Annotated in this window: 17 protein-coding genes; 7 read left to right on the forward strand and 10 right to left on the reverse strand. The window is 53.6% G+C overall.

Annotated features, from left to right (window positions below; genetic code table 11):
- Positions 1 to 8 precede the first annotated feature (8 nt).
- The gene (gene rhaR / locus AAH450_RS05405) at positions 9 to 884 is read left to right on the forward strand and encodes an HTH-type transcriptional activator RhaR (RefSeq protein WP_342909263.1); all 876 of its coding nucleotides are present in this window, start codon (positions 9 to 11) and stop codon (positions 882 to 884) included.
- Between the two features lie 136 nt (positions 885 to 1020).
- On the opposite strand, the gene rhaT is transcribed toward rhaR, so the two are convergent.
- Positions 1021 to 2055, reverse strand: coding sequence for an L-rhamnose/proton symporter RhaT (gene rhaT, locus AAH450_RS05410; protein WP_342909264.1), 1035 nt, complete (start codon positions 2053 to 2055; stop codon positions 1021 to 1023).
- Positions 2056 to 2405: 350 nt separating this feature from the next.
- Here rhaT and aldA point away from each other — a divergent pair, with 350 nt between their 5' ends.
- Positions 2406 to 3845, forward strand: coding sequence for an aldehyde dehydrogenase (aldA, locus tag AAH450_RS05415; protein ID WP_342909265.1), 1440 nt, complete (start codon positions 2406 to 2408; stop codon positions 3843 to 3845).
- Between the two features lie 579 nt (positions 3846 to 4424).
- Entirely contained in the window at positions 4425 to 5468 is a 1044-nt protein-coding gene (locus AAH450_RS05420) for an acyltransferase family protein (RefSeq protein ID WP_342909266.1), read from the forward strand.
- A 112-nt stretch (positions 5469 to 5580) separates the two neighbouring features.
- Here AAH450_RS05420 and AAH450_RS05425 read toward each other — a convergent pair whose 3' ends face one another.
- Both AAH450_RS05425 and AAH450_RS05430 read right to left on the reverse strand, forming a co-directional pair.
- Complete coding sequence (locus tag AAH450_RS05425; RefSeq protein WP_342909267.1) at positions 5581 to 6858, reverse strand: MFS transporter; 1278 nt, start codon at positions 6856 to 6858, stop codon at positions 5581 to 5583.
- Complete coding sequence (locus AAH450_RS05430) at positions 6855 to 8282, reverse strand: M20 family metallopeptidase (protein WP_342909268.1); 1428 nt, start codon at positions 8280 to 8282, stop codon at positions 6855 to 6857. The genes AAH450_RS05425 and AAH450_RS05430 overlap by 4 nt, the downstream gene beginning before the upstream one ends.
- A gap of 152 nt (positions 8283 to 8434) precedes the next feature.
- Here AAH450_RS05430 and AAH450_RS05435 point away from each other — a divergent pair, with 152 nt between their 5' ends.
- Positions 8435 to 9358, forward strand: coding sequence for a LysR family transcriptional regulator (locus AAH450_RS05435; RefSeq protein WP_342909269.1), 924 nt, complete (start codon positions 8435 to 8437; stop codon positions 9356 to 9358).
- 27 nt (positions 9359 to 9385) lie between these two features.
- On the opposite strand, the gene AAH450_RS05440 is transcribed toward AAH450_RS05435, so the two are convergent.
- Positions 9386 to 10984, reverse strand: coding sequence for an ABC transporter substrate-binding protein (locus tag AAH450_RS05440; RefSeq protein WP_463322698.1), 1599 nt, complete (start codon positions 10982 to 10984; stop codon positions 9386 to 9388).
- Positions 10985 to 11201: 217 nt separating this feature from the next.
- The gene (locus tag AAH450_RS05445; RefSeq protein WP_342909271.1) at positions 11202 to 11630 is read right to left on the reverse strand and encodes an OsmC family protein; all 429 of its coding nucleotides are present in this window, start codon (positions 11628 to 11630) and stop codon (positions 11202 to 11204) included.
- Positions 11631 to 11830: 200 nt separating this feature from the next.
- Here AAH450_RS05445 and pepT point away from each other — a divergent pair, with 200 nt between their 5' ends.
- Positions 11831 to 13063: a peptidase T gene (gene pepT / locus AAH450_RS05450; protein WP_342909272.1), complete on the forward strand. Its 1233-nt coding sequence runs from the start codon at positions 11831 to 11833 to the stop codon at positions 13061 to 13063.
- Between the two features lie 74 nt (positions 13064 to 13137).
- On the opposite strand, the gene AAH450_RS05455 is transcribed toward pepT, so the two are convergent.
- Both AAH450_RS05455 and AAH450_RS05460 read right to left on the reverse strand, forming a co-directional pair.
- The gene (locus AAH450_RS05455; protein WP_342909273.1) at positions 13138 to 13917 is read right to left on the reverse strand and encodes a transporter substrate-binding domain-containing protein; all 780 of its coding nucleotides are present in this window, start codon (positions 13915 to 13917) and stop codon (positions 13138 to 13140) included.
- A 21-nt stretch (positions 13918 to 13938) separates the two neighbouring features.
- Positions 13939 to 15108 carry a methionine aminotransferase gene (locus AAH450_RS05460; RefSeq protein WP_342909274.1) on the reverse strand — a complete coding sequence of 390 codons (1170 nt, stop codon included), beginning with the start codon at positions 15106 to 15108 and terminating at the stop codon, positions 13939 to 13941.
- Between the two features lie 116 nt (positions 15109 to 15224).
- Between AAH450_RS05460 and AAH450_RS05465 the strand changes: the two genes are divergently transcribed.
- Positions 15225 to 16076 (forward strand): LysR substrate-binding domain-containing protein, encoded by an 852-nt coding sequence (locus AAH450_RS05465; RefSeq protein ID WP_342909275.1) that lies wholly within the window; start codon positions 15225 to 15227, stop codon positions 16074 to 16076.
- Here AAH450_RS05465 and AAH450_RS05470 read toward each other — a convergent pair.
- Positions 16073 to 17734 (reverse strand): methyl-accepting chemotaxis protein, encoded by a 1662-nt coding sequence (locus AAH450_RS05470; protein ID WP_342909276.1) that lies wholly within the window; start codon positions 17732 to 17734, stop codon positions 16073 to 16075. The two genes, AAH450_RS05465 and AAH450_RS05470, sit on opposite strands and share 4 nt — an antisense overlap.
- 217 nt (positions 17735 to 17951) lie before the next feature.
- Positions 17952 to 19484, reverse strand: a complete 1533-nt coding sequence (locus tag AAH450_RS05475; protein WP_342909579.1) for a carboxylesterase/lipase family protein — start codon at positions 19482 to 19484, stop codon at positions 17952 to 17954.
- A 190-nt stretch (positions 19485 to 19674) separates the two neighbouring features.
- On the opposite strand from AAH450_RS05475, the gene AAH450_RS05480 reads away from it, so the two are divergent.
- Positions 19675 to 20109: a DoxX family protein gene (locus tag AAH450_RS05480; protein WP_342909277.1), complete on the forward strand. Its 435-nt coding sequence runs from the start codon at positions 19675 to 19677 to the stop codon at positions 20107 to 20109.
- Positions 20110 to 20139: 30 nt separating this feature from the next.
- On the opposite strand, the gene hglS is transcribed toward AAH450_RS05480, so the two are convergent.
- Positions 20140 to 21489 carry a 2-oxoadipate dioxygenase/decarboxylase HglS gene (gene hglS, locus AAH450_RS05485; RefSeq protein ID WP_342909278.1) on the reverse strand — a complete coding sequence of 450 codons (1350 nt, stop codon included), beginning with the start codon at positions 21487 to 21489 and terminating at the stop codon, positions 20140 to 20142.
- Between the last annotated feature and the right edge of the window lie 90 nt (positions 21490 to 21579).

The following is a 21579-nucleotide window of genomic DNA, read 5'->3' on the forward strand; positions in this document are numbered from 1 at the left end:
GGTGAACCGTGACTGAACCTGTCCCCCTGCGCCTGGCGAAGGCCGACTATTTCCCGTCTGAATTGATGCCAATAGCGGTGGCTGACCGCGCGCCGCAACTCTGTTTTCCTCCGCATGTTCATGAATTCAGTGAGCTGGTCATTGTCTGGCGCGGTAACGGCCTCCATGTCATGAATGACAAACCCTGGCTGATTACCTGCGGCGATCTTTTCTATCTGCGCCCCGATGATTGCCACAGCTTTGAATCCGTTAATGACCTGATCCTGGATAACATTATTTTTTGTCCCGAACGATTCACTCTGGGTCTGAACTGGAAGCTCTTTCTGCCTGACAATCAGGACACCAAATGGCGGCTGACCACCAGGGGAATGGCGCTGGCGCGAGGCGTAATTCAGCAGCTGAGGCTGGAGAGCCGTAAAAACGATCAACTCTCTCGCCAGCTCACCGAAACGCTGTTTCTTCAACTCATTTTGACGTTACAACGTCACCGATATTCACCGGAGAGCGTGGATCAGCTTCCCGAAGGCGAGCAGCTGGATCTTTTGATGTCAGCGATTCAGGGCCAGATTGCCACGAGTTTTGATCTGAGCGCCTTTTGTCATCAGCACCGGTTGTCTGAGCGGGCGCTGAAGCAGCTTTTCAGACAGCAAACCGGCATGACGCCGGGCCATTACATCCGCCAGCTGCAATTGTGCCGGGCAAAATACTTATTACGCAGCAGCCAGCTTCTGATTAGTGAAGTTGCGGCCAGATGCGGCTTTGATGACAGTAACTATTTCTCGGTGGTTTTTACCAGGGAAACAGGCTTGACGCCCAGTGCTTTCCGGCAACAGTTTGAACCGGTTAACGTACGCAGACTTCAGGTTGTGCGCGACGGGGAGTGAGGTTCCACCCCATTCACACAACTCTGGCGCAGAACCCGCAGGCAAGCTCTTAACCGGGAGAGACGCATAACGTTGAAAAGCACCACCTTGGGTGGTGCCTCTCTGTTGGCCGTTTTCAGCCTGACGGATATTTTTGTCAGGACATCATGCCCATGCCAACGATATTCGCCGCAATGATAATCACAAAGCAGCCGCCACAGAGAACGCTGACCGGCCGCCGGCCCACGTTTTTCCACTCTTTTAATACCAGCCCTACCAGCCCGCCACACAAGACATAGAAGCTCATATGCAGCATCCAGCTAATGAAGTCGTACTGTGCCGGAATACGAGCATGCCCCCATGCGTAGAAGAAAAATTGCAGGTACCACATCGTTCCCCCAAGCACAGAGAGCAACACGTTACTGACCAGCAGCGACTTCGCAACGGAGAAATCAGCTTTTACAGAGAGGGAGGATTTGGTCATCAGACGGATAAAGCAGAAGCCCAGGTTAATTACCGCTCCGCCCCCCATAATTACCACATAGCTGGGTAATGCCGTATAGAGCGGATCAATACCCAGCGCGGCGGCGGCCTCGTGCATTGGCTTCGCAGCATTCATCGCGAACGACATTCCCGCCGAGAAGATGCCGCACATTATCGCCAGTACTAATCCCTTTTTCAGATTGAACTCTTCTGCGGTAATGCCCATTGCACGCTCTTTGAGCAAGCCTGCACGTGAAACAATGGCTACGCCTGCCAGCGCAACCATGACGCCGAGAAGCGTTAACCTGCCACCCGCTGAACTGAACAGTTCAACAAAACGTCCCTGTAGCAGCGGGGTCATTAACGTTCCCACCACCAGGGTGATGCCAATAGCGATACCAATCCCCATCGACATGCCCAGATAGCGCATGGTCAGCCCGTAGTTGATGTTCCCTATGCCCCACATGGCGCCAAAGAGAAACACGGGTAACAGCTGAGAGAGCGTAAAGCTGCTGTAATACCCCCAAAAATTTGGCAGTAGCACGGCACTCACCGCCCAGGGGAGGATGATCCACGATGCGATACCGCCCACGGACCACATGGTTTCCCATGACCAGTTTCGCACTTTTTTAAACGGAGCATAGAAGCAGGCGGCGCTGGCGGCGCCCACCAGATGCCACAGGATGCCTGAAAGGATTGTCTGACTCATTATTATATTCCTTCGTAGGAGGGTGAGGTTCCCGGTAGAGGCAGTCTACGAAGGAATGAACAGGTGGCACCTTATGCTGGCTGCCCCGGCTGGAGCAAATCTGGCAAAATAATGCACCTCACACTGACCGCGATCACAATTTCCATTTGTGATAAAAGGGGGTCCTGCCCCCTCCTGCCGTATCCCTTCCCGCATTTCTGGCCCGAATCCCTGCGTTCTTCTCATTTCTGCCATCTCCTCCCGATCCGTTGGCAATCACAGAAAGGACATTTTGCCACGGCTGCGGCACTATTTTGTAGTGCAACATTTTATTAACCCAGCATTAAAAAACTCTTTACGGAGAAGCTACTATGACGTCACGACAACATCGTTTTTATATCAATGGTCAGTTTGTTGAAAACCGCAGCGGCCGCTGGATTGATGTGATCAATCCAGCCACAGAACAGAGACTTTCTCAGATCCCGGAAGGGAGCCGTGAAGATGCCGACAGGGCTGTGGATGCGGCACAGGCGGCTCAGCCCGCATGGGAAGCGTTACCGGCCGTAGAGCGTGGTGTATGGTTGCGAAAAATTTCGCAAGGCATTCGCCAGCGTGAAGCGGAAATCACCGCCACAATCGTTGCCGAAGGAGGCAAGACCCAACAGCTGGCAAAAACCGAAGTGCTGTTCACAGCGGATTATCTTGATTACATGGCGGAATGGGCGCGGCGTTACGAGGGGGAGATCGTTCAGAGCGATCGGGTCAACGAAACCATTATGGTGTTTAAAAAAGCCATCGGTGTCACCGTCGGTATTCTCCCCTGGAACTTTCCTTTCTTCCTGATTGCCCGCAAAGCGGCACCAGCATTAATTACTGGCAATACAATTGTGATCAAACCCAGTGAATTAACGCCGAATAATGCGATTATTTTCGCAGAAATTATTGATGAGATCGGTTTACCGCCAGGGGTTTTTAACCTGGTAACAGGTTACGGCCCCGAAGTGGGTCAGGCGCTGGCGGCTAATCCCAAAGTCGGTCTGGTCAGTCTGACGGGAAGCGTAAATGCTGGTATTGCCACTCTTAATGCTGCGGCGCCTCATATCACTAAAGTTTCTCTGGAGTTGGGCGGCAAAGCGCCGGCCATAGTGATGAAGGATGCTGATTTAGATCTGGCGGTAAAAGCCATTGTAAGTTCGAGAATGATTAATACCGGGCAGGTCTGTAACTGCGCAGAGCGGCTCTATGTCCAGCAGGACGTTTATCAGGAAGTGGTTGCCCGGCTGATAACCGCCTTTGAGCAGGTAACCAGTGGCGATCCGGCGATGAAAACGGACATTGATATGGGACCCCTGATCTCCGCCGATGCCCTCGCTCGCCTGGAACAGAAGGTTGCGCTGGCGGTTAAACAGGGAGCCAGCATCGAGACTGGCGGTAAGCGACTGGGTGAGCGCGGATTCTTTTTTGCCCCAACGCTGCTGACCAACGTCAGTCAGGATATGGCGATTGTGCAGGAGGAAACCTTTGGTCCGGTTCTGCCGGTGATCCCCTTCACCACGCTTGAAGAAGCCATTGCCCTGGCGAATGACAGTGAATATGGTCTTACCTCATCACTTTTCACTCGCGATCTGAACACCACCATGAAGGCGCTGAGAGAGCTTAAATTTGGTGAAACCTATGTTAATCGGGAGAATTTTGAAGCTATGCAAGGTTTCCATGCTGGCTGGCGCAAGTCTGGTATCGGAGGCGCTGACGGGCGTCACGGGCTGGAAGAGTACTTGCAAACCCATGTGGCTTATTTGCAATCTCACTAATTCAGGTTCTCTTTCCAGTCAAAACGCAGCCGGCTTTTTTTTGCCGGCTGTAACGGCCCTTAACCGCCATGCCGCAGACATTCAGCCCTCTTATGCCGGACTCCAGGAATAAGCCGATAGTTCACTCTTTCTTATCAATATTGATTTACGGTTGTGAAAGTTTCCAGCTTTGCACTCATCACTAATCATTCCCAGCGAAAAAAAACCAGCTCAGAGACTAACTTGCGAATAATAATAGGATTATGGCCTGGCACATAAAAGTAAATTATTAGCGCCATTAATTACTTTTCATCCTTAACCAAAATTAATTAAAGCAACAGGTACAGGAAATTCTGAATCTTTCTTAAGTTGCATTTTACATATGGAAATAAATGAATCAACCGGGTTAATGTATTACCTCACACAGAGCGCGCTTGTGCTTATGTGTTGAAAGAAAGACGCACACAGCAGCCTTATTACAAAGAGGCCTTAAACAGGCCCAATAATTAAACTCTTATAAAAAATTATCAGATGGATATGCTCCCTCCCCCTCACCGCCTGGCGGTGAGGGGTTTACTACACAGCATCAGGGTCATTTACATGAAAAATAATTTACTCGCCTCTACATGGTTGCAGGCTGTCGCCTGTCTGCTTATTGTTCTCAGTAATGCCGAAAGCTTTGTCACTCAATTAAGTCCGGTAAAATTTTCAGCTTTCGGCGGCTACGCATCTTCGCTGGGCCAGCTGGGCGTTTTCCTTTTTTTTATGACCAGTGGCTATCTGGTCGCCAGCCTTCACTGGAATGACTTTGGTGAAGGGAAAGTCATGGCTTTTATTAAAGGCAGACTGGTGAAGATATTACCCGTCTATTATTTATTTACTTTGATAACGATCGTGTTTTGGGTTATTTATCCAGCCTGGTTCCCTTCGACGAAAGTGGAGCCTGTAGATAATCTTCTCTCCCTTATTTTCATTCCCTCTGTCTATATAAAAGAGCTTCATTCGTTAACGCCCGTGATCTCCGCAGGCTGGATATTCTGCTATCAGATGCTGTTTTATATGATTTTTTCCGTAGGATTACTTCTTGCCCGCCGCTCGGGGCTGACATTTATCTTCCTCAGTATCATTGTGCTTGCCGCCGCAAGTATCACGGTGCAGAGTGATAATCTCTGGATCAAGTTTTATACCAATCCCGTTATGCTTTATTTTCTCAGCGGCGTTCTCTGCTTTGCGCTACAGCCCCGGCTTTCCACTCCCTGGTACCATACCGGATATTCTTTACTGGTGATAAGTTTCCTGACGATCGTAGCCACGATCTTTATGCACGGAACCGCTCAGCTGATGGTTTTGACATTCAGCTTCTTTATTCTGACCTTCTTCAGCTTCCGTTATGTCAGTAACTCTGCCGTCAGCAAAGTATTAAGCGCAGTGGGAGTAGCCTCTTATTCAATCTTTGTATGTCATCGTCTGTTAATGGGCGCGATGGAAAAAATATTGCATTACCTGCTGCCTGGCGAAAACGGCCAGATAACACTCTATGTCGCGCTGCTGGTGTTAGTTATGGCCTCGCTCAGTGTGGGTTACCTGATCTACTGGCTGATAGAACGACGGGCTTCAATGTTCCTGCGCGTTAAAGCAGGTTGAAAAAAACACAAAAAAAGCCCCTTTACTCGCGCTGAAGGGGCTTAATGGATTGATGAGACTTCACTGAATGAACCCGTCACATTAACCGATCGTGACAATCACTCTGCAAGAATCAGTGTTGCAACCGGAACTGACTTTTAAATAATGCCCATCCGCTGACCAGAGCTAATGCCATGAGATAGTAACTCGGGGCCAGACTGCTACCGGTGGAGGTAATTAACAGCGTACAGATCAACGGCGCGAATCCGCCAAACAGAGTCACAGCTACGTTATAACTGATAGCCATTCCGCTGGCGCGGGTGTCAACCGGAAACAGATCGGCCATCATTGAGGGCACGGTAGAAAAATAGACCGATTTAAGCAGCGCCATCCAACCTACCAGCAGCAGCAGCATCCCGGAAGTTGGATGGTTTACCACCAGCAGGAATGCCGGATAGATAGTCAGGATCAATAATCCCAGCGATGCCCACATCAGCGGCCTGCGCCCTATTTTCTCCGCCCACAACCCCATCAATGGCGTGACCACAGTGAGTATGACGCCAGCCAGTAATGTCGCACTGAAAGCCGCCGTCCCCGAAAGATGCAGGCTTTTTGTCGCATAGGTAGGGACATAATTCAGCATATAGTTGATGCCGGTGGAGATCACCATCAGACCTGTCGCCAGCAGCAGCAGGCTTTTTTGCTTGCCAGCCAGCAGTCTGAGCGGCGAGTGCGATTTTTCCCGCGCGATAAAGCTGGCAGGCTCATGCACATGGCGACGGATATAGAGGCCAACCGGGCCAATCAGCAGGCCAAAAGCAAAAGGTATGCGCCATCCCCACGCCTGAATTTGCGTTTCACTGAGCCAGTGTGTCAGCCCCAGCCCAAAAGCCGACGCCAGCAGCGTACTTGCCCCTTGCGTTGCAAATTGCCAGCTGGCAATGAAGGCGCGACGATGAGGGAAATGCTCGACCAGAAAAGCGGTGGAACTGCCAAATTCACCGCCCGCTGAAAAGCCCTGAATCAGACGAGCCAGCAGGATCAGTACGGGAGCAACCAGTCCGATGGTGCCATAGGAGGGCATCACCACAATCATGCATCCCCCCACCATCATCAGCGTGATTGAGAGCATCAGTGCCTTTTTCCGGCCTGCGCGGTCAGCATAATCACCCAGTACGACAGCCCCTAATGGCCTGATTAAAAACGAAACGCCAAAGCTGCCGAAGGTCAGCAACATGGAGACAGCAGGATCCTGCGTGGGGAAAAAAGCGTGTGCAATATAGGTGGCAAAGAAGCCGTACACGGCAATATCGAACCACTCAAGCGCATTGCCTACGCAGGTAGCAAACAGCGTTTTATAGAGATTTGGCGCAGCTGCCGCCGGCGTTTGTACAGAAGTTAACGTGCTCATTGCTGCTCCTTCTGCTGCTGGTAAAGCTGATGGCTGGCGATGAGCTGGCCCCCTTTTTCACCCAGCTCCCAGAAGAGTTGCGTCATCATCTGTAGCCCTTCACGGGCGACAGATTTAAGCATGTGCTCATCAACAGCATGCTGACCACAGGCCGGATAGGAGTGCGGTATCCATAAAGTGGGCAGTCCGAGAATATGAGCAAAGACATCGTTGGGCAGCGAACCGCCCAGATTGGGCAGCAGCGCGGGTTTCTTACCGCTGGTGGTCGCCATTGTAGCAAGCGCCCATTTTACCAACGGATTGCAGGGGTCGAGTCGTGTAGCAGGCGAACCGCGCAGAACTTCAATTTCAACCTGCTGAAAGCCGTGGCTGTCGAGATGCTCCCGCAGGTGCTGCGCAATATTTTCCCAGTCTGTCTCCACCACGAAGCGCAGTTGGCAGACAGCCGTGGCTTTGCCCGGAATAGCGTTCATCGGGCGCTCAGGGTTACCGGTTAAAAACGACAACACTTCCAGCGTGTTCCAGCCATATAAACGTTCCGTTGGCGTTAAGCCAGCTTCGCCCCATTCAGCATCAATTCGCGGCCCATCGCTGCTCTCCTCAACACTTATATCGCTGAGGATCTCACGGACCTGAGCAGAGATGGCTGGCGGCTTCAGGGCGGCCACCTGTAGCTGACCGTGCTGATTGACCAGGCAGGCCACCGCACTGGCAAGCTGCGTCCCCGGATTACTCAGTAATCCTCCCCAGTTACCGGAATGGTAATCACGATCGCGGGCATGAATGCTCAGCCTGACGTTAACAGCGCCGCGAGAGCCTAAAAACAGGGTAGGACGTTCAGCATTCAGACGCGGGCCATCAGAAGCGATAAAAATATCGGCGCTCAGCAGGGATCGGTTCTCTTCACAAATTTGCGCCAGCCCTGGCGAACTGATCTCTTCGCCCATTTCAAACAGGAATTTGCAGTTGAAACCCAAAGCCCCGCCGCGCACGGCAAAAATCTGCTCCAGGGCGGCGATATTCACCGAGTGTTGTCCTTTGTTATCGGCGCTTCCCCGCCCATACCAGCGATCGCCCTCTTCGCTCAGTTGCCAGGGATCCAGCCCTTCACGCCAGTTTTCATCATCGCCAAAGACAACATCGCCATGCCCATAACAAAGCAGCGTGGGTAGCGCTGCATCTTCCATGCGTGTCGCCAGCAAAAAGGGACGCGCCGCTGCCCTGGGGTTAGCCAGCTCCGTGAGAGTGAAGCCCATTGCACGCATTGCCGGAGAAATTTCTTCAGCAAAATAACGTTGTAGTTCGTTGTCGCGATCGTCCCGCTGGCTTTCCGAGCGAATAGCCACGCGCCGCGCCAGCACCTGTTTAAATTCCCCGCTGTCAAAATATGCCGTCGCCTGCGCCACTGCCTGTTGTCCTGTCATAACCCTGCCCGTAGTGTTTGCTGTTTTGTTATGCAACCCATCTAAGCTAAAATCACGCCTTGCCACAATTATCAAAATATCAAACAAGCCTTGCTTTCAGGGCAAAGCAAAATTGCACACCCAGGCAGCATGCACCAGAAAGAGGCAACCCTATGCAGAGCGCAGAAATCCGCTATTTTCTGGCGGTAGCCAACACCGGTTCATTAAGCGCCGCCAGCCAGCAGCTCTATGTGGCTGTCTCCGCTATCAGCCGCCAGATCCAGCGTCTTGAGAATGAGATAGGTGCGCCTTTATTCGATCGCCACGCCCGTGGAATGGTGCTGAACGATGCCGGGAAAATATTTGAAAACCATGTTCGCCGTGCCCTTATGGACAGGGAACACGCGCTGGCTGAGATCAAAGGATTAAAAGCGGTCAGACGAACCGCTTTGCGGGTTGTCTGTACTGATGGCATGGCTTTTGGGCTGTTACCGACCCTGTTCTCACAATTTCGTCAGCTTAATCCCGCGGTGAGCTTTACGCTGACAGTATGCAGCGCACTGGAGGTGGCGGAGATCCTGCGGCAGGGAGAGTGCGACGTCGCTTTCCAGTTCAGCCTTCATCCGGAACGGGGCGTTGATGTGGTGGCTTCTTTTCCGGCGCCGGTATTTATCGTTATGCACAACACGCATCCGCTGGCAGAGCGCGAATTTACGCTAAGCGATCTGTCGGCGTTCCCTGTTGCGCTGCCCGACCAGGGCACTACCGTGCGGCAGCTGTTCGATCTTTCCTGTCAGATGAGCGGGACCTTTATTGAACCGGTCATTACCTGCAACAACTTCAGTACGCTCTATACCTTTTTGCAGCAAAATCCACTGGCCGTGACCATTTGTAGCCAGTTCACCGTGCTCTATCAGGCCAGAGAGCACGGGCTGACGCTGCGCTCAATGGGCATTGATCAGCTTACGCAACGCACGCTACAGGTACAAACGGTGAATGGCCGCCAGCGTTCGGCGGCACTGAATCTGTTCCTGAGCTTTGTCAGTGAGCAGTTGCAGCAGGAAAACCAACGGTTTTCCCGCGAGTATGGATTTTGAGGCCCTCCGGGAAAGAGGGCCGGCAACTTACTTGATGTCCACCTGGTAGAAGATGTGTTTACCAAACGGATCGATCTCAAAACCTGTGACCTCTTTCCTCACCGGTTCGAAAATCGTTGAATGCGCAATCATTACCGCAGGCGCCTGATCGTGCATGATTTGCTGAGCCTCGCGGTACATATCGACGCGTTTGTTATGGTCCTGCTCCGCACGGGCCTGCGTGATGAGATTATCGAATGGCTTGTAGCACCATTTCGATGAGTTCGAGCCGCCATTGGCTGAGGTGCAGCTGAAGAGAGGCCCAAAGAAGTTATCAGGGTCGCCTGTGGCTGTTGTCCAGCCCATCAGGGCGGCCTGATGCTCGCCATTTTTCACCCGCTTAAGGTATTCACCCCATTCGAAGCTGACAATATTGGCTTTAATGCCCACTTTGGCCCAGTCCGCCTGAATCATTTCGGCCATACGCCGCGCATTAGGATTATAGGGCCGCTGAACCGGCATCGCCCACAGATCGATAGCGGTTCCCGGCTTCAGACCCGCCTCTTTCAGCAACGTTTTCGCTTTTTCCGGGTCGTAATCATAATCTTTGAGATCCTTGTCAGCGCTCCAGACCCCAGGCGGCAGCAGGTTTTTAGCTACCGTTCCGGTGCCCTGAAACACAGCCTGGATAATTGCCGGTTTGTTGATAGCCATGGTCAGCGCCTGGCGAACCTTGACGTTATCCAGCGGCGGCTTCTGGGTGTTAAAGGCAAGGAAACCGGTATTCAGACCCGCTTTCTGCATCAGCGTCAGATCTTTATTTTCCTTCATACGAGGCAAGTCGGCAGGATTTGGGAAAGGCATGACCTGACACTCATTCTTTTCCAGCTTGGCATAACGCACGGAAGCGTCAGGCGTAATGGAGAATACCAGCCGGTCCAGCTTCGCTTTTCCCTGCCAGTATTGCGGGAAGGCCTTGTACAAAATACGGGAGTCTTTCTGATACTGCGCCAGTTCGAAAGGCCCTGTACCTATTGGAACCTGATCAACTTTCTCTGGCGTACCGGCTTTCAGCATGGCATCAGCATATTCAGCGGAGAGAATGGAAGCAAAGTACCAGCCTAAATCGGCGAGAAACGGTGCTTCAGCGTGGGCCAGCGTAAAGCGTACCGTATTCTCGTCAACCTTAGTGATATCGGTGATCAGCGAGCCAAATTCCAGGCTTTCGAAATTGGCATAGGTTCCATTGGAAACGTTGTGGTAAGGGTTTTTGGTATCTTTTTGCCGCATAAAGGAGAAAATGACGTCATCCGCATTAAAGTCGCGCGTGGGCTTAAACGCCTTATTACTCTGAAACTTCACCCCTTTACGCAGATGGAAGGTATAGGTTTTGCCATCGGGACTGATTTCCCAACTTTCCGCAAGGCTGGGAACCAGTTCGGTCGTCCCCACTTTGAAGTCCACCAGACGGTTATAAATAGGGACAGCGCTGGCATCCACACTGGTACCAGAGGTGTAGAGCTGGGGGTTAAAATTTTCCGGCGACCCTTCCGAACAGAACACCAATGTTTTCGCTGCGGCACCTGTCGCTACCGTCAGCGTTAACGCAGCAATAGCCGTCCTTAAAAATGTTTTTTTCATTTCCATCCTCGCTAGAGTGTTGCTGATTGTTTTTCCTGGTTCCAACAATCTAATCGCTAACGGCAGCGAGAACCAGCGTTATGCTGTTTTTTTATTCATAACTTTTGGTTATATTTCAGCGGGTTGTTTAATGGGAGGGAAAATAGCAGACGCATTTCAGGGAGGAATAACAGAGAGATTTCCCCGCCGGGCGGCAGGGAAATATTTATACGCCAGCTGAAGATTAGTTCAGTTTATAGTCCAGCGTAATTTCAGCGTTCATCAGCTGAGAGACCGGGCAGCCAGCTTTGGCCTGATTGATGATTTCATCAAATTTGCTGCTGTCGATGCCAGGCAGCTTGATTTCGCTTTGCAGAGCGATTTTGGTGATTTTGAAACCTTCACCCGCTTTGTCCAGCGACACATCGGCCACGGTATCGATGCTTTCAGGCACAAAGCCTGCATTGCCTAACATCAGAGAGAGCGCCATTGAAAAACAGGCTGAGTGAGCTGCGCCAATCAACTCTTCCGGGTTAGTGCCTGGTTTGCCTTCAAAACGGGTATTAAATCCGTAGGGCTGCTCTTTCAGCGCGCCGCTTTCGGTGCTGATTGTGCCTTTACCCTGCTTGATATCGCCTTCCCAATGCGCCTGCCCTTTCTTATGAATGGTCATGACTGTCCTCCTGTTTGTTTATCTTGAACATTCAGTATAGTGACTTCTCAGCAGTTCGCTGGTGAGAGGCGTCCGACTGGTTACTCCCTGACCACTGCCTGTGCCACCGCACGTCATCACACTTCCCTCTTTGACCTGGCTCCGCCACTCTGATAATTATGATAATTCAGTACGCTTTCCCTCAGACACAGGAAGACAGGATGAACCAGGAACTGGCCAGCCAGCTCAGCAGACGTTTTTACCGCTACCTTGCCGTCACCAGCCAGAGCGATGCCGCCTCTCAGGTGTTGCCGAGCACGCCAGAGCAGCACGCCATGGCGAAAATGCTGGCAGAAGAGCTGCGCGAAATGGGGTTACAGGATGTGGTGATTGATGAGTTCGCCACCGTCACTGCGGTTAAACCGGGCAATCGCCCTTCCGCACCGCGCATCGGTTTTATCACCCATATCGATACCGTGGACGTTGGACTCTCTCCCCATATCCATCCACAAACTTTGCGTTTTGAAGGCCAGGATCTCTGCCTGAATCAGCAGGAAGATATCTGGCTGCGTACCGCAGAGCATCCTGAAATCAATGCCTACCACGGGCAGGAGATTATCTTCAGCGATGGCACCAGCGTGCTGGGAGCAGATAACAAGGCGGCGGTCACCGTCGTGATGACGCTGATGGAAAACCTGAGCCATGACACGCCCCACGGCGATATTGTGGTCGCTTTCGTGCCGGATGAGGAGATTGGGCTGCGCGGCGCCAAAGCGCTGGATCTGAAAACGCGCTTTGATGTGGATTTTGCCTACACCATCGACTGCTGTGAGCTGGGCGAAGTGGTGTATGAGAATTTTAACGGAGCTTCAGCCGATATTCGTCTGACCGGCGTCACTGCCCACCCGATGTCGGGAAAAGGGGTGCTGGTTAACCCGCTATTAATGGCATTCGATTTTGTCAGCCACTTTGACCGCATGGAAACCCCAGAGCATACGGAAGGACGCGAAGGGTATGTCTGGTTTAATGAGATGACCGCTAACGCCAACGAGGCACGGCTGAAAGCTTCCATTCGCGATTTCGATCTGGCTTCTTTTGCGCAGCGTAAGCAGAAAATTGCCGATGTGGCTGCCAAAATCCGCGAGCAGTATCCTACGGGCAAGGTTGAGTTCACCATCACAGATATCTACAGCAATATCAGTAATGCGATTGGTGAAGATCGGCGGGCAATTGACCTGATTTTTGCGGCGCTGCAAGAGCTGGATATTACGCCCAAAGTCACACCGATGCGTGGCGGAACCGACGGGGCCGCGCTCTCGGCGAAAGGCCTGCTGACGCCAAACTTCTTCACTGGTGCGCATAACTTCCATTCGAAATTTGAATTCCTGCCGATCCCCTCGTTTGTGAAGTCCTACCTGGTTGCGGAAAAGCTCTGCCTGCTGGCAGCGAAGTAAAAGCAATAAAAATGGGCGAATAAATTCGCCCATTTTTTAACGCCCGGCCTCTCTGCACGCCGGGATTTACCCTGTTACTCTTTCACCGCAACATCAATGCCAGGGAAGAATTTAGCTGCCAGCTTAGTTACGGTGCCGTCTGCCTGCACTTGGGTGATAGCGGCATCCAGCGCCTCTTTCAGCTTCGTGTCATCTTTACGCAGACCAAAACCGATCCCTACACCCAGTACCTGGGTATCTTCCACCGGGTCACCCGCGAAGGAAAACCCTTTACCCTGTGGTTTCGCCAGGAAGCCGGACTGGCCCGCTGCCGACATGACCAGCGTACCGTCAAGACGCCCTGCGACCATGTCGTTATAGACCTGATTCTGATCCTGGTAAGGCGTCACCGTCACGCCCTGAGGTTCCCAGTGCTTTTTGGCAAAGGTTTCCTGAACGGAACCCTGAAGCACGCCGATGTTTTTGCCCTTAAGAGATGCAATTGTTGGCTGCAAGCCGGAACCGGTTTTGCCAATCAGCTGGCTTGGAATGCGATAGACTGGCTTGGTGAAGCCAATGCTTTTCATGCGCGCTTCGGTGATGTTCATCGCCGAGTTAATGGCATCAAATTTCCTGGCAGCAAGCGCCGGGATCAGCGCATCAAAGCTGCTCTCTACCCAACTGCATTTAAAATTGCCCACCTGGCAGATCGCTTTCCCCAGTTCGATATCAAAACCTTCCAGATCGCCTGACGCATTGCGGCTTTCAAAAGGTGGATACTGAGACTCCAGTCCGTAACGCAGCGTTTCCTGCGCCATTACCGACATGGATGAGAACAGCCCAACCGCCACAAACAGTGCATTCAGTTTCTTCATCAACTTCCCCTCAGGAGTATTTTAGCGAGCTTTCACCTGGCAAAGCGCCCGTGCGCCCGCCGCAAGTGTGGCTTCGTCTTTTGCGAAAGAGAGACGGATCAATTTATTGTCGGTTCCATCCGTGTAGAACGCCGAAAGCGGGATAGTTGCTACACCGTGATCAACAATCAGACGTTTTACCATTTCGCTGTCTGATTCGTCACTGAAATCTGCATAACTGGCTAACATAAAGAACGATCCGGCTGAAGGCAGCAGGCGGAACGGGGACTCTTTCAGCAGTTCCGCCAGCTTGTCGCGCTTGCGCTGATAGAATTCCCCCAGGCCCAGATAATTTGCAGGCTTGCGCAGATAGTCTGCAAAAGCGACCTGCATCGGCGTGTCGGCAGAATACATCATGAACTGATGTACCTTAACCAGCTCATCCATCAGTTCAGCCGGTGCCAGGCAGTAGCCCACTCGCCAGCCGGTGACGTGGAAGGTTTTGCCAAAGGAGGAGATGATAACGCTGCGCTGCGCCAGCTCGGCATGGGTCGCCATCCCCTGATGCTGCCGCCCGTCAAACAGGATATGTTCATAGACCTCGTCGGAGAGCACGACGATATTGGTATTGCGGGTTATCGCTGCCAGCTCGTCCAGATCGGCACGTGAGAGAACCTGGGCGCTGGGGTTATGGGGTGTGTTAATAATGATCATGCGCGTGCGGGAGGTGACTGCGGCCCGCACTTCATCCCAGTTGATGCCGAAGTCGGGTACCGCAAGCTTCAGCCCCACCGGCACGCCACCTTGCAGACGCACCACCGGCGCATAGCTGTCGAAGGCGGGTTCAAAAAAGATCACTTCATCTCCCGGATGAACCAGGCCGCCAATCGCCGCATAGATGCCCTGGCTTGCGCTACCGGTAATCAGCACTTCGCTTGCCGCATCGTAGTGCTGGCCATAAAGAGTCTCTACCTTGCTGGCGAGCACTTCCTTCAGCGCGGCCAAACCGGTCATCGGGGCATACTGGTTGTGGCCCTGCTCCATCGCCTGGGTTACGCCGTTGATCAGCGCTGCATCACAGGGAAAATTAGGTGCTCCCTGCGACAGGTTGATGGCATTATGCTGAGCAGACAGCTGCCCGATAACAGAGAAGATGGTGGTGCCAACGTCCGGTAATTTTGAGCGTTGTTGTACGCTGGATTTAATGGGCATGCTCTCTCCGGTGAGAATGGTGCGCGATTAGCCTATTCAACGTGAGCGACCTTGAGCCGACAAGCGAATTGTTGTCATAATAGCCATGACTTTTAAACATAGCTCAGAGGGTAACAATGTCACGGCGTACGCTTCCTCTTAATGCCATTCATGCCTTTATTGTTACTGCCCGTCACCTGAACCTGACCCGTGCAGCGGGAGAGCTTTGTATCACTCAGGGCGCGGTGAGCCGTAAAATCGCCTCGCTGGAGAGCTGGCTGGGGTTTGCACTTTTCGATCGTCATGCCAGAGGACTCACGCTGACTGCCCAGGGCGCAGCGCTGTTACCGGCGATGAAAACCGCTTTTGAACAGATGATGCAGGCAGCCGAACAGGCCAGCAAAACGCACGGGGCGATCCGCCTGAAGGCGCCCACCTGCGCCATGCGCTGGCTGGTGCCCAGGCTGGTTGCGCTGGAACAGGCTCAGCCCGATCTGCACGTTTCGCTCACTACCACCGTCGACCACAGCAGCCAGCTGGATAATCATGACGTGGCCATTTTATACGGCAGCGCCCCATCCGGTAGCCGGCATCTGTTTGATGAAGCGTTAACGCCGGTGATGGCGCCCACTTCACAGGATGGAAAACTGATCACGGCAGCGGAGTTATCAGGGTTTACCTTTTTGCATCCTACGGCGGATGGTCGCGACTGGCAGCTCTGGCTGGCGCAGCAGCAGGCAGAGGTGACCATGAAGCGTAACCAGCATTTTGATACCATGGATTTAGCGATCAGTGCCGCCATTCAGGGATTTGGCGTGACGGTAGCGGATGTAACGCTGATTGAGGCGGATCTGGCTATGAAGCGGCTGATCGCCCCTTTTAAGGAGACGGTGAAAACGGGCGCGGTTTACAGCCTGATCCAGCGCCCGCCTGAAGAAGCGCCACCGCAGCTTGCTGCTTTGGTGGCGTGGCTCTGTCAGCCCGCTTAGAAAGAAACCCACTCGTCCGCAGAGGCGGCGGCAGGCTTAGCCATCGGCGGACGGGCGGCCGTGGGTAGTGACCGCGCTGGCGCTTTTGGCGTGGCCGTGGCCGTTGGCGAGAGGCGGAACTTCGATACGGAGAGCGTCAGCTCTTCGGTCTGGCGCTCAAGCGAACTTGCCGCAGCGGAGACCTGCTCTACCAGCGAGGCGTTCTGCTGCGTCACGCTATCCATTTCGGTAATGGCGGTGCCAACCTGAGAGATCCCTTTGCTCTGCTCTTCAGAGGCGGAAGCGATCTGTTTCATGATTTCCGTCACTTCGCCTACCGCTTTCAGGATCTCATCCATCGTGCTGCCCGCTTCGCCCACCAGCCGCGAGCCGTTGCTGGCGCGCGTAACGGAGTCCGCTATCAGCGTTTCAATCTCTTTCGCTGCACCGGCGCTACGCTGCGCAAGGTTACGCACTTCGCTGGCTACCACCGCAAACCCACGACCCTGTTCGCCAGCCCGTGCGGCTTCAACCGCGGCGTTCAGCGCCAGAATATTGGTCTGGAAGGCAATGCTGTTAATCACGCTGGTGATCTCGGCAATCTTGTTCGAGCTGCCGGCAATCCCCTGCATCGTGGTGACCACATCGCCCACCAGCTTGCCGCCTTTACTGGCGGTCAGGGAAGCGGACTGCGCCAGCTCGCTGGCCTGACGGGCATTATCGGCATTGAATTTCACGGTGGCGGTGAGCTGCTCCATGCTGGCGGCCGTTTGTTCCAGTGCCGCAGCCTGCTCTTCGGTACGTGATGCCAGATCGTTATTGCCTGAGGAGATTTCAGCCGCGCCGCGATAGATGTTGTCAGTACCGCTGCGAATGGCGCTTACGGCTTCCCGCAGGCTGTCCTGCATGGCGCTTAACAGGGGAACCAGTTTACCCACGCAGTTACGGCCGATATCCTGCAACGGATGGCTGAGGTCGCCTTCCGCAATCAGGCGGAACTGTTCGCGCATGCTGTCCAGCGGCCGCACCAGCATTTTGACCAGATACCGGTCGGTAAACAGCAGGATAAGCAGGCCAATAATCACCGCCACCACGATGACGATTTTAGTCATATCGGTGAGATGGTCGACGGTGACGCGGGTGGCATCCAGTTTTGCGCCCGCTGCCAGATTAAATTTGTCAACTGAGGAGCCAAATTCCCGGCTCAGCGGCGGCGTTACGGTGGTGGCATGGCGACGGAAATTATCCATGTTGCCCTGCTGGGCCAGCTGCATTTGTGGCAGTACGCCCTGATCGAGCAGTTTCTGCCAGCTGGCAATAACGTCGCCAGAATAGCTGGCGTCCATCGGGCCTGGGGCCTGCGCTTTAAAGTCGTCGAGCAGCTTCGCCATGTTATCAAGCGCTTTCTGCACCGAAGCCATATCTGCCGCCGCCGAGGCGCTGCCAGCCTGTCGTGATTCCACCGCGCGGGTCAGGCGGGTGATAAAGCGGAAATATTGATCGTTCCCTTTACTCAGGGTGGTCATCTGATTAACCAGTTCACGATCGACCTCATTGCCTTTGCCGAGGGCATTCAGGGAATAGACGCTGTACATGCCTACGGCGGACCACATCAGGCAAAACAGCCCGAGGATCCAGAGCATCACGCTGCGGATGGTAAAATTTCTTAACAAGTTCATAACTACTCCGTAACGGTATTGGACCGGATAACATCGCCTTTTGGATCGGGCGCTTATCCGGAGTTATCGGCACGAAGTGATAAACCCTGAGTAGTTATTGGTTGCTATTCAAAACCTTATCAACCTGAAAATTGTACTTAACTCCTTGCTTACGTTACTGATTTCAGCGGCCCGCTGCCCCTATCTCTTTTACCAGCGAAATTATTTTGTTAAGCAATTACTCTTTTAAGCGCACCATTCCCTTCATTAGCAGACGAAACAGCTGCGTACGTCGCCGCATAAAGCGTTTTTCCAGCTTCACCACCGCCTGGCCCTTTTCGCCAAACCGCATCACCTTATCTTGCCACGGCCGCCACGCAGGCCAGCTGACTTCCCCTTCCAGGTCGTGAGAAAACTCACTCGCGTGGCGGGCGAAATTCAACCAATATTCGCTGACCACTCTGGCAAAGCGACGGTCATTTTCCGTGAAGGGTCGTGCATTGTTCTCCGCATTCAGCGCAGCAAGCGTGTCCAGTACATAAGGGATCTCATTGCCATGCCAGGTGCCATTTGCGTAGAGGTCTCGGGCATTCTCTGAAACATAGTCAAAGTAATAGCGCCAGGCGGGCATACCGTTGCGGTACTGCGCCAGCGCTGCAATGTAACCCATTGTTGTAAAAGTCATATCGCGGGCCACCTGGCGGCCCAGCTCGGCATCGTCGTAAACGCCATCATAGAGCAGACGGATCATTTTCAGCCGGAATCCCACTCGCTGCGTTTTCCTGACCTGCTCAATAACTGTCGCCGGATCCACACCGAAGTAGCTCAGAACGCTGGCTTCGTCACTGTTGCTACCGATGAGCAGTGGGAGCCGGAGCTGTTTCGCCCCGGTAAAGACGCTGAGCACAGGCTCAGGCAGTACGCAGTCGCCGGAGATAGCGACCGGCCCGTTAGAGAGGGAGGCATCAAGCGACCAGAAGGCGTCTGCTGGCAACGCGCGGAGCTGTTCTGCCGTCGCGTTGTGCAGATTGAAATGTCTGGCCAGCCGCACGCCCTTCTCTGACGCTTTCTCGCGGGGGATATCCGGCAGCGTATAGGCGCTTTGCGCAATTCCTTTATGGAAAAGCCCGGCCGCCAGCGGAGAGGAAAACAGGGACAACACGCTGCGAGCGCCGGATGACTCACCCATAATGGTGACGTTGCTGCTGTCGCCGCCAAAGTTGGCAATGTTACGCTGAACCCATTGCAGGGCTGCTATCTGATCAAGCAGGGCAAAATTATTGACGATCTCACCCTCACGATACTCTTTATCCAGTGCCGGATGAGCAAAGAAACCCAGATGTCCCAGACGGTAGTTGAGGGTGACCACCACCACGCCGCGCGAAGCCAGCGGTAAACCCACATAGGGTGTCAGACTGCCCGCCCCCAGGGTAAACCCACCGCCGTGTATCCAAACCATCACCGGCATCGGGCGGGCGGGTTCCAGATCGGGCGTCCAGACATTCAGATAGAGGCAATCCTCGCTGAATGCGCCGGGATCGCCGCCGCCTATCGCAATACAATAGTCACGGTTCTGCCAGCTTGCGCTTCCCCAGACGGTGGCATCACGCTCTCCCTCCCAGGGCCTGACCGGTTTCGGCGGTTGCCAGCGTAATTTCCCAATGGGCGGCGCGGCATAAGGAACGCCCCGGAAGACAAAAACACCCTCTTCGAGACTTCCGCGAAGAGCGCCTTCGGCAGTAGCAGTCCTTAACAAACGAACGTGTTTCATCATTTCATCCTGAAGTATCTGCCGATCATTATTTGCAGCAGTGAGATGAAAGTCCAATCATTCAGGCCATTTGCGGATTATGCTGATCGCCAGCGAAAAGAGGCGCTGGCGAGAAAATTTCTCTTCTCCCCGGCGGGTCGGTCAGTTTTTGCCGGCTATTTGTTACCCATTTATTATTAAGGATTTGATCATGTTTGCGGCCCTGAATAGTGGTTTTTCACGCCTCACTGACCATCCGGACCTGGGTAAGCTGCTGCTGCGGCTGACCTTTGGCATTTTGCTGCTGTTTCACGGTGAGTTTAAAGTTATGCATGGCACAGGCTGGATTGCCACGCTGTTGAAAGCGCACGGTATACCGGGCTTTGTAGCTTATGGGGCTTATATCGGGGAAGTTATCGCCCCGCTGATGATCATTATTGGTCTGCTTACCCGCCCTGCGGCTTTTGTGATTGCTGTAAACCTGGTGGTGGCTACGTTACTGGTCAAAACCGGCGTATTTTGGGACCGCACAAACGTGGGAGCCTGGGCACTGGAGGGAGAAGCACTTTATCTGTTTGGTGCGCTGGCAATTATGTTTTGCGGGGCGGGAAAATATGCCTTAATCCGCAATCCCCGCCTGCAATAAAATTAAGGGGCACAGCCTGTGCCCCTTAAATTACGGCACGCTTACGCCGCAACGGGCCAGGCTTGCAGCCTGCCGCTGTGCATATAAGGCGATTTCATCCTGGATTTTTGCCCCTAACGCCTTTTCAAACTCTGCCTGACTGCTTTGCCCCTGGCTGCGCGGCCTGGCATCATTGCCAAGATTGGACTGGAAAATACCTGCGGCGCTGACCGGCAGGAAATCTTCGTATATCATCGGGGTCGCTTCAATCAATCCTTCGGCCAGCAAGGCTTCAACCGACTGCGACTGCCTGAGCCGTTCAGGATCTGTGCGGCCCTTTTCAGTCAGCCGGTAAGTGAACCAGGCCAGCTGCTGCTTGCGTAACAAGTCAGCATCGTCCGGGAAATCCTGAAAAGTGGCCTTCAGAAGCTGCTGATGCGTGAGATTATCCGCGCCGGTTTCACTCTGTGCCAGAAGCCGATCGTAGAGCGCACGTCCTTTAGCAGTCAGCGCAATGCCACGCTGCTCAATTTCACCAAAGCGCGCCGTATGCGTGCCCGGACCATCCTGGAACCTGACGGGTTCATCCAGCGCTTTAAAGCTGGTCTGCCGCAGCAAAATGGGCACGAGGCGGCGCGGCGGCCCTTCAATAATCACTTTGGGGGTGATCCCCGCTTCAGGCATCAACGCCTGAACCCGATCGATATCCAGCGTGCGCGGCGTCAGGTGGTTGATGTGACAGCCGGGGAAGCACACCACGTCCGCTATCAGTCTGTGTTGCGCCAGCAGCGCCTGATAAGTTTTGCTATCCACGGTGGTCTGCTGATGCCAGCGAAAGGTTTCCAGCGCTTCCCGGATAAAGCTTTCTGCCTGCCGGGCGTCAAGACCGCCCTGCTGTTCACAGAGGCTGACCAGCTCCCGACAGCGCGGGGTAAAGATATCGCGCGCCGCCAGAATCTCTGCCGCCTGCTGGCGCAGCGCCGGATCGTCAATCAGCTCCAGTCGCAGCAACGAGGTAAACAGCCGGAAAGGATTGGCGTTAAGCGCGTCATCATCCAGCGGACGAAATGCCGTTGAGTGAACCGGTACACCAGCCTGAGAGAGATCGTAATAGCCCACCGGATACATGCCCATAATGGCAAACACCCGTCTCAGCATTGCCAGCTCTGCTGCTGTCCCCACCCGAATAGCGCCGTGGCGCTCGACGTCGAGCCGGGCGAGTTCATTATCGCGAACCATCTGCTGTTTCAGCTGCGGCTCCTGCTCCAGCACCTCTTGATTTACCTGCGCCACCAGCCTCAGTAAGGTTCCATACTGCGGCACTTCCTGCTGATACATCGCCGACATCGCGCTGGCAAAGCTGGCGCGAATAGCGTTGGCGGAAATCCATGCACTTTCCATTTCTTGCCTCCCGATAGCCTGTTGCTGTCAGAGTACTGGAAAGTAACGGCTGCGGAGAAAATTATTGATAAAGTGTGATCGCGACAGAGG

This window comes from Erwinia magellanica, from assembly GCF_039023495.1.
In the GTDB taxonomy this organism is placed as follows: Bacteria; Pseudomonadota; Gammaproteobacteria; order Enterobacterales; family Enterobacteriaceae; genus Erwinia.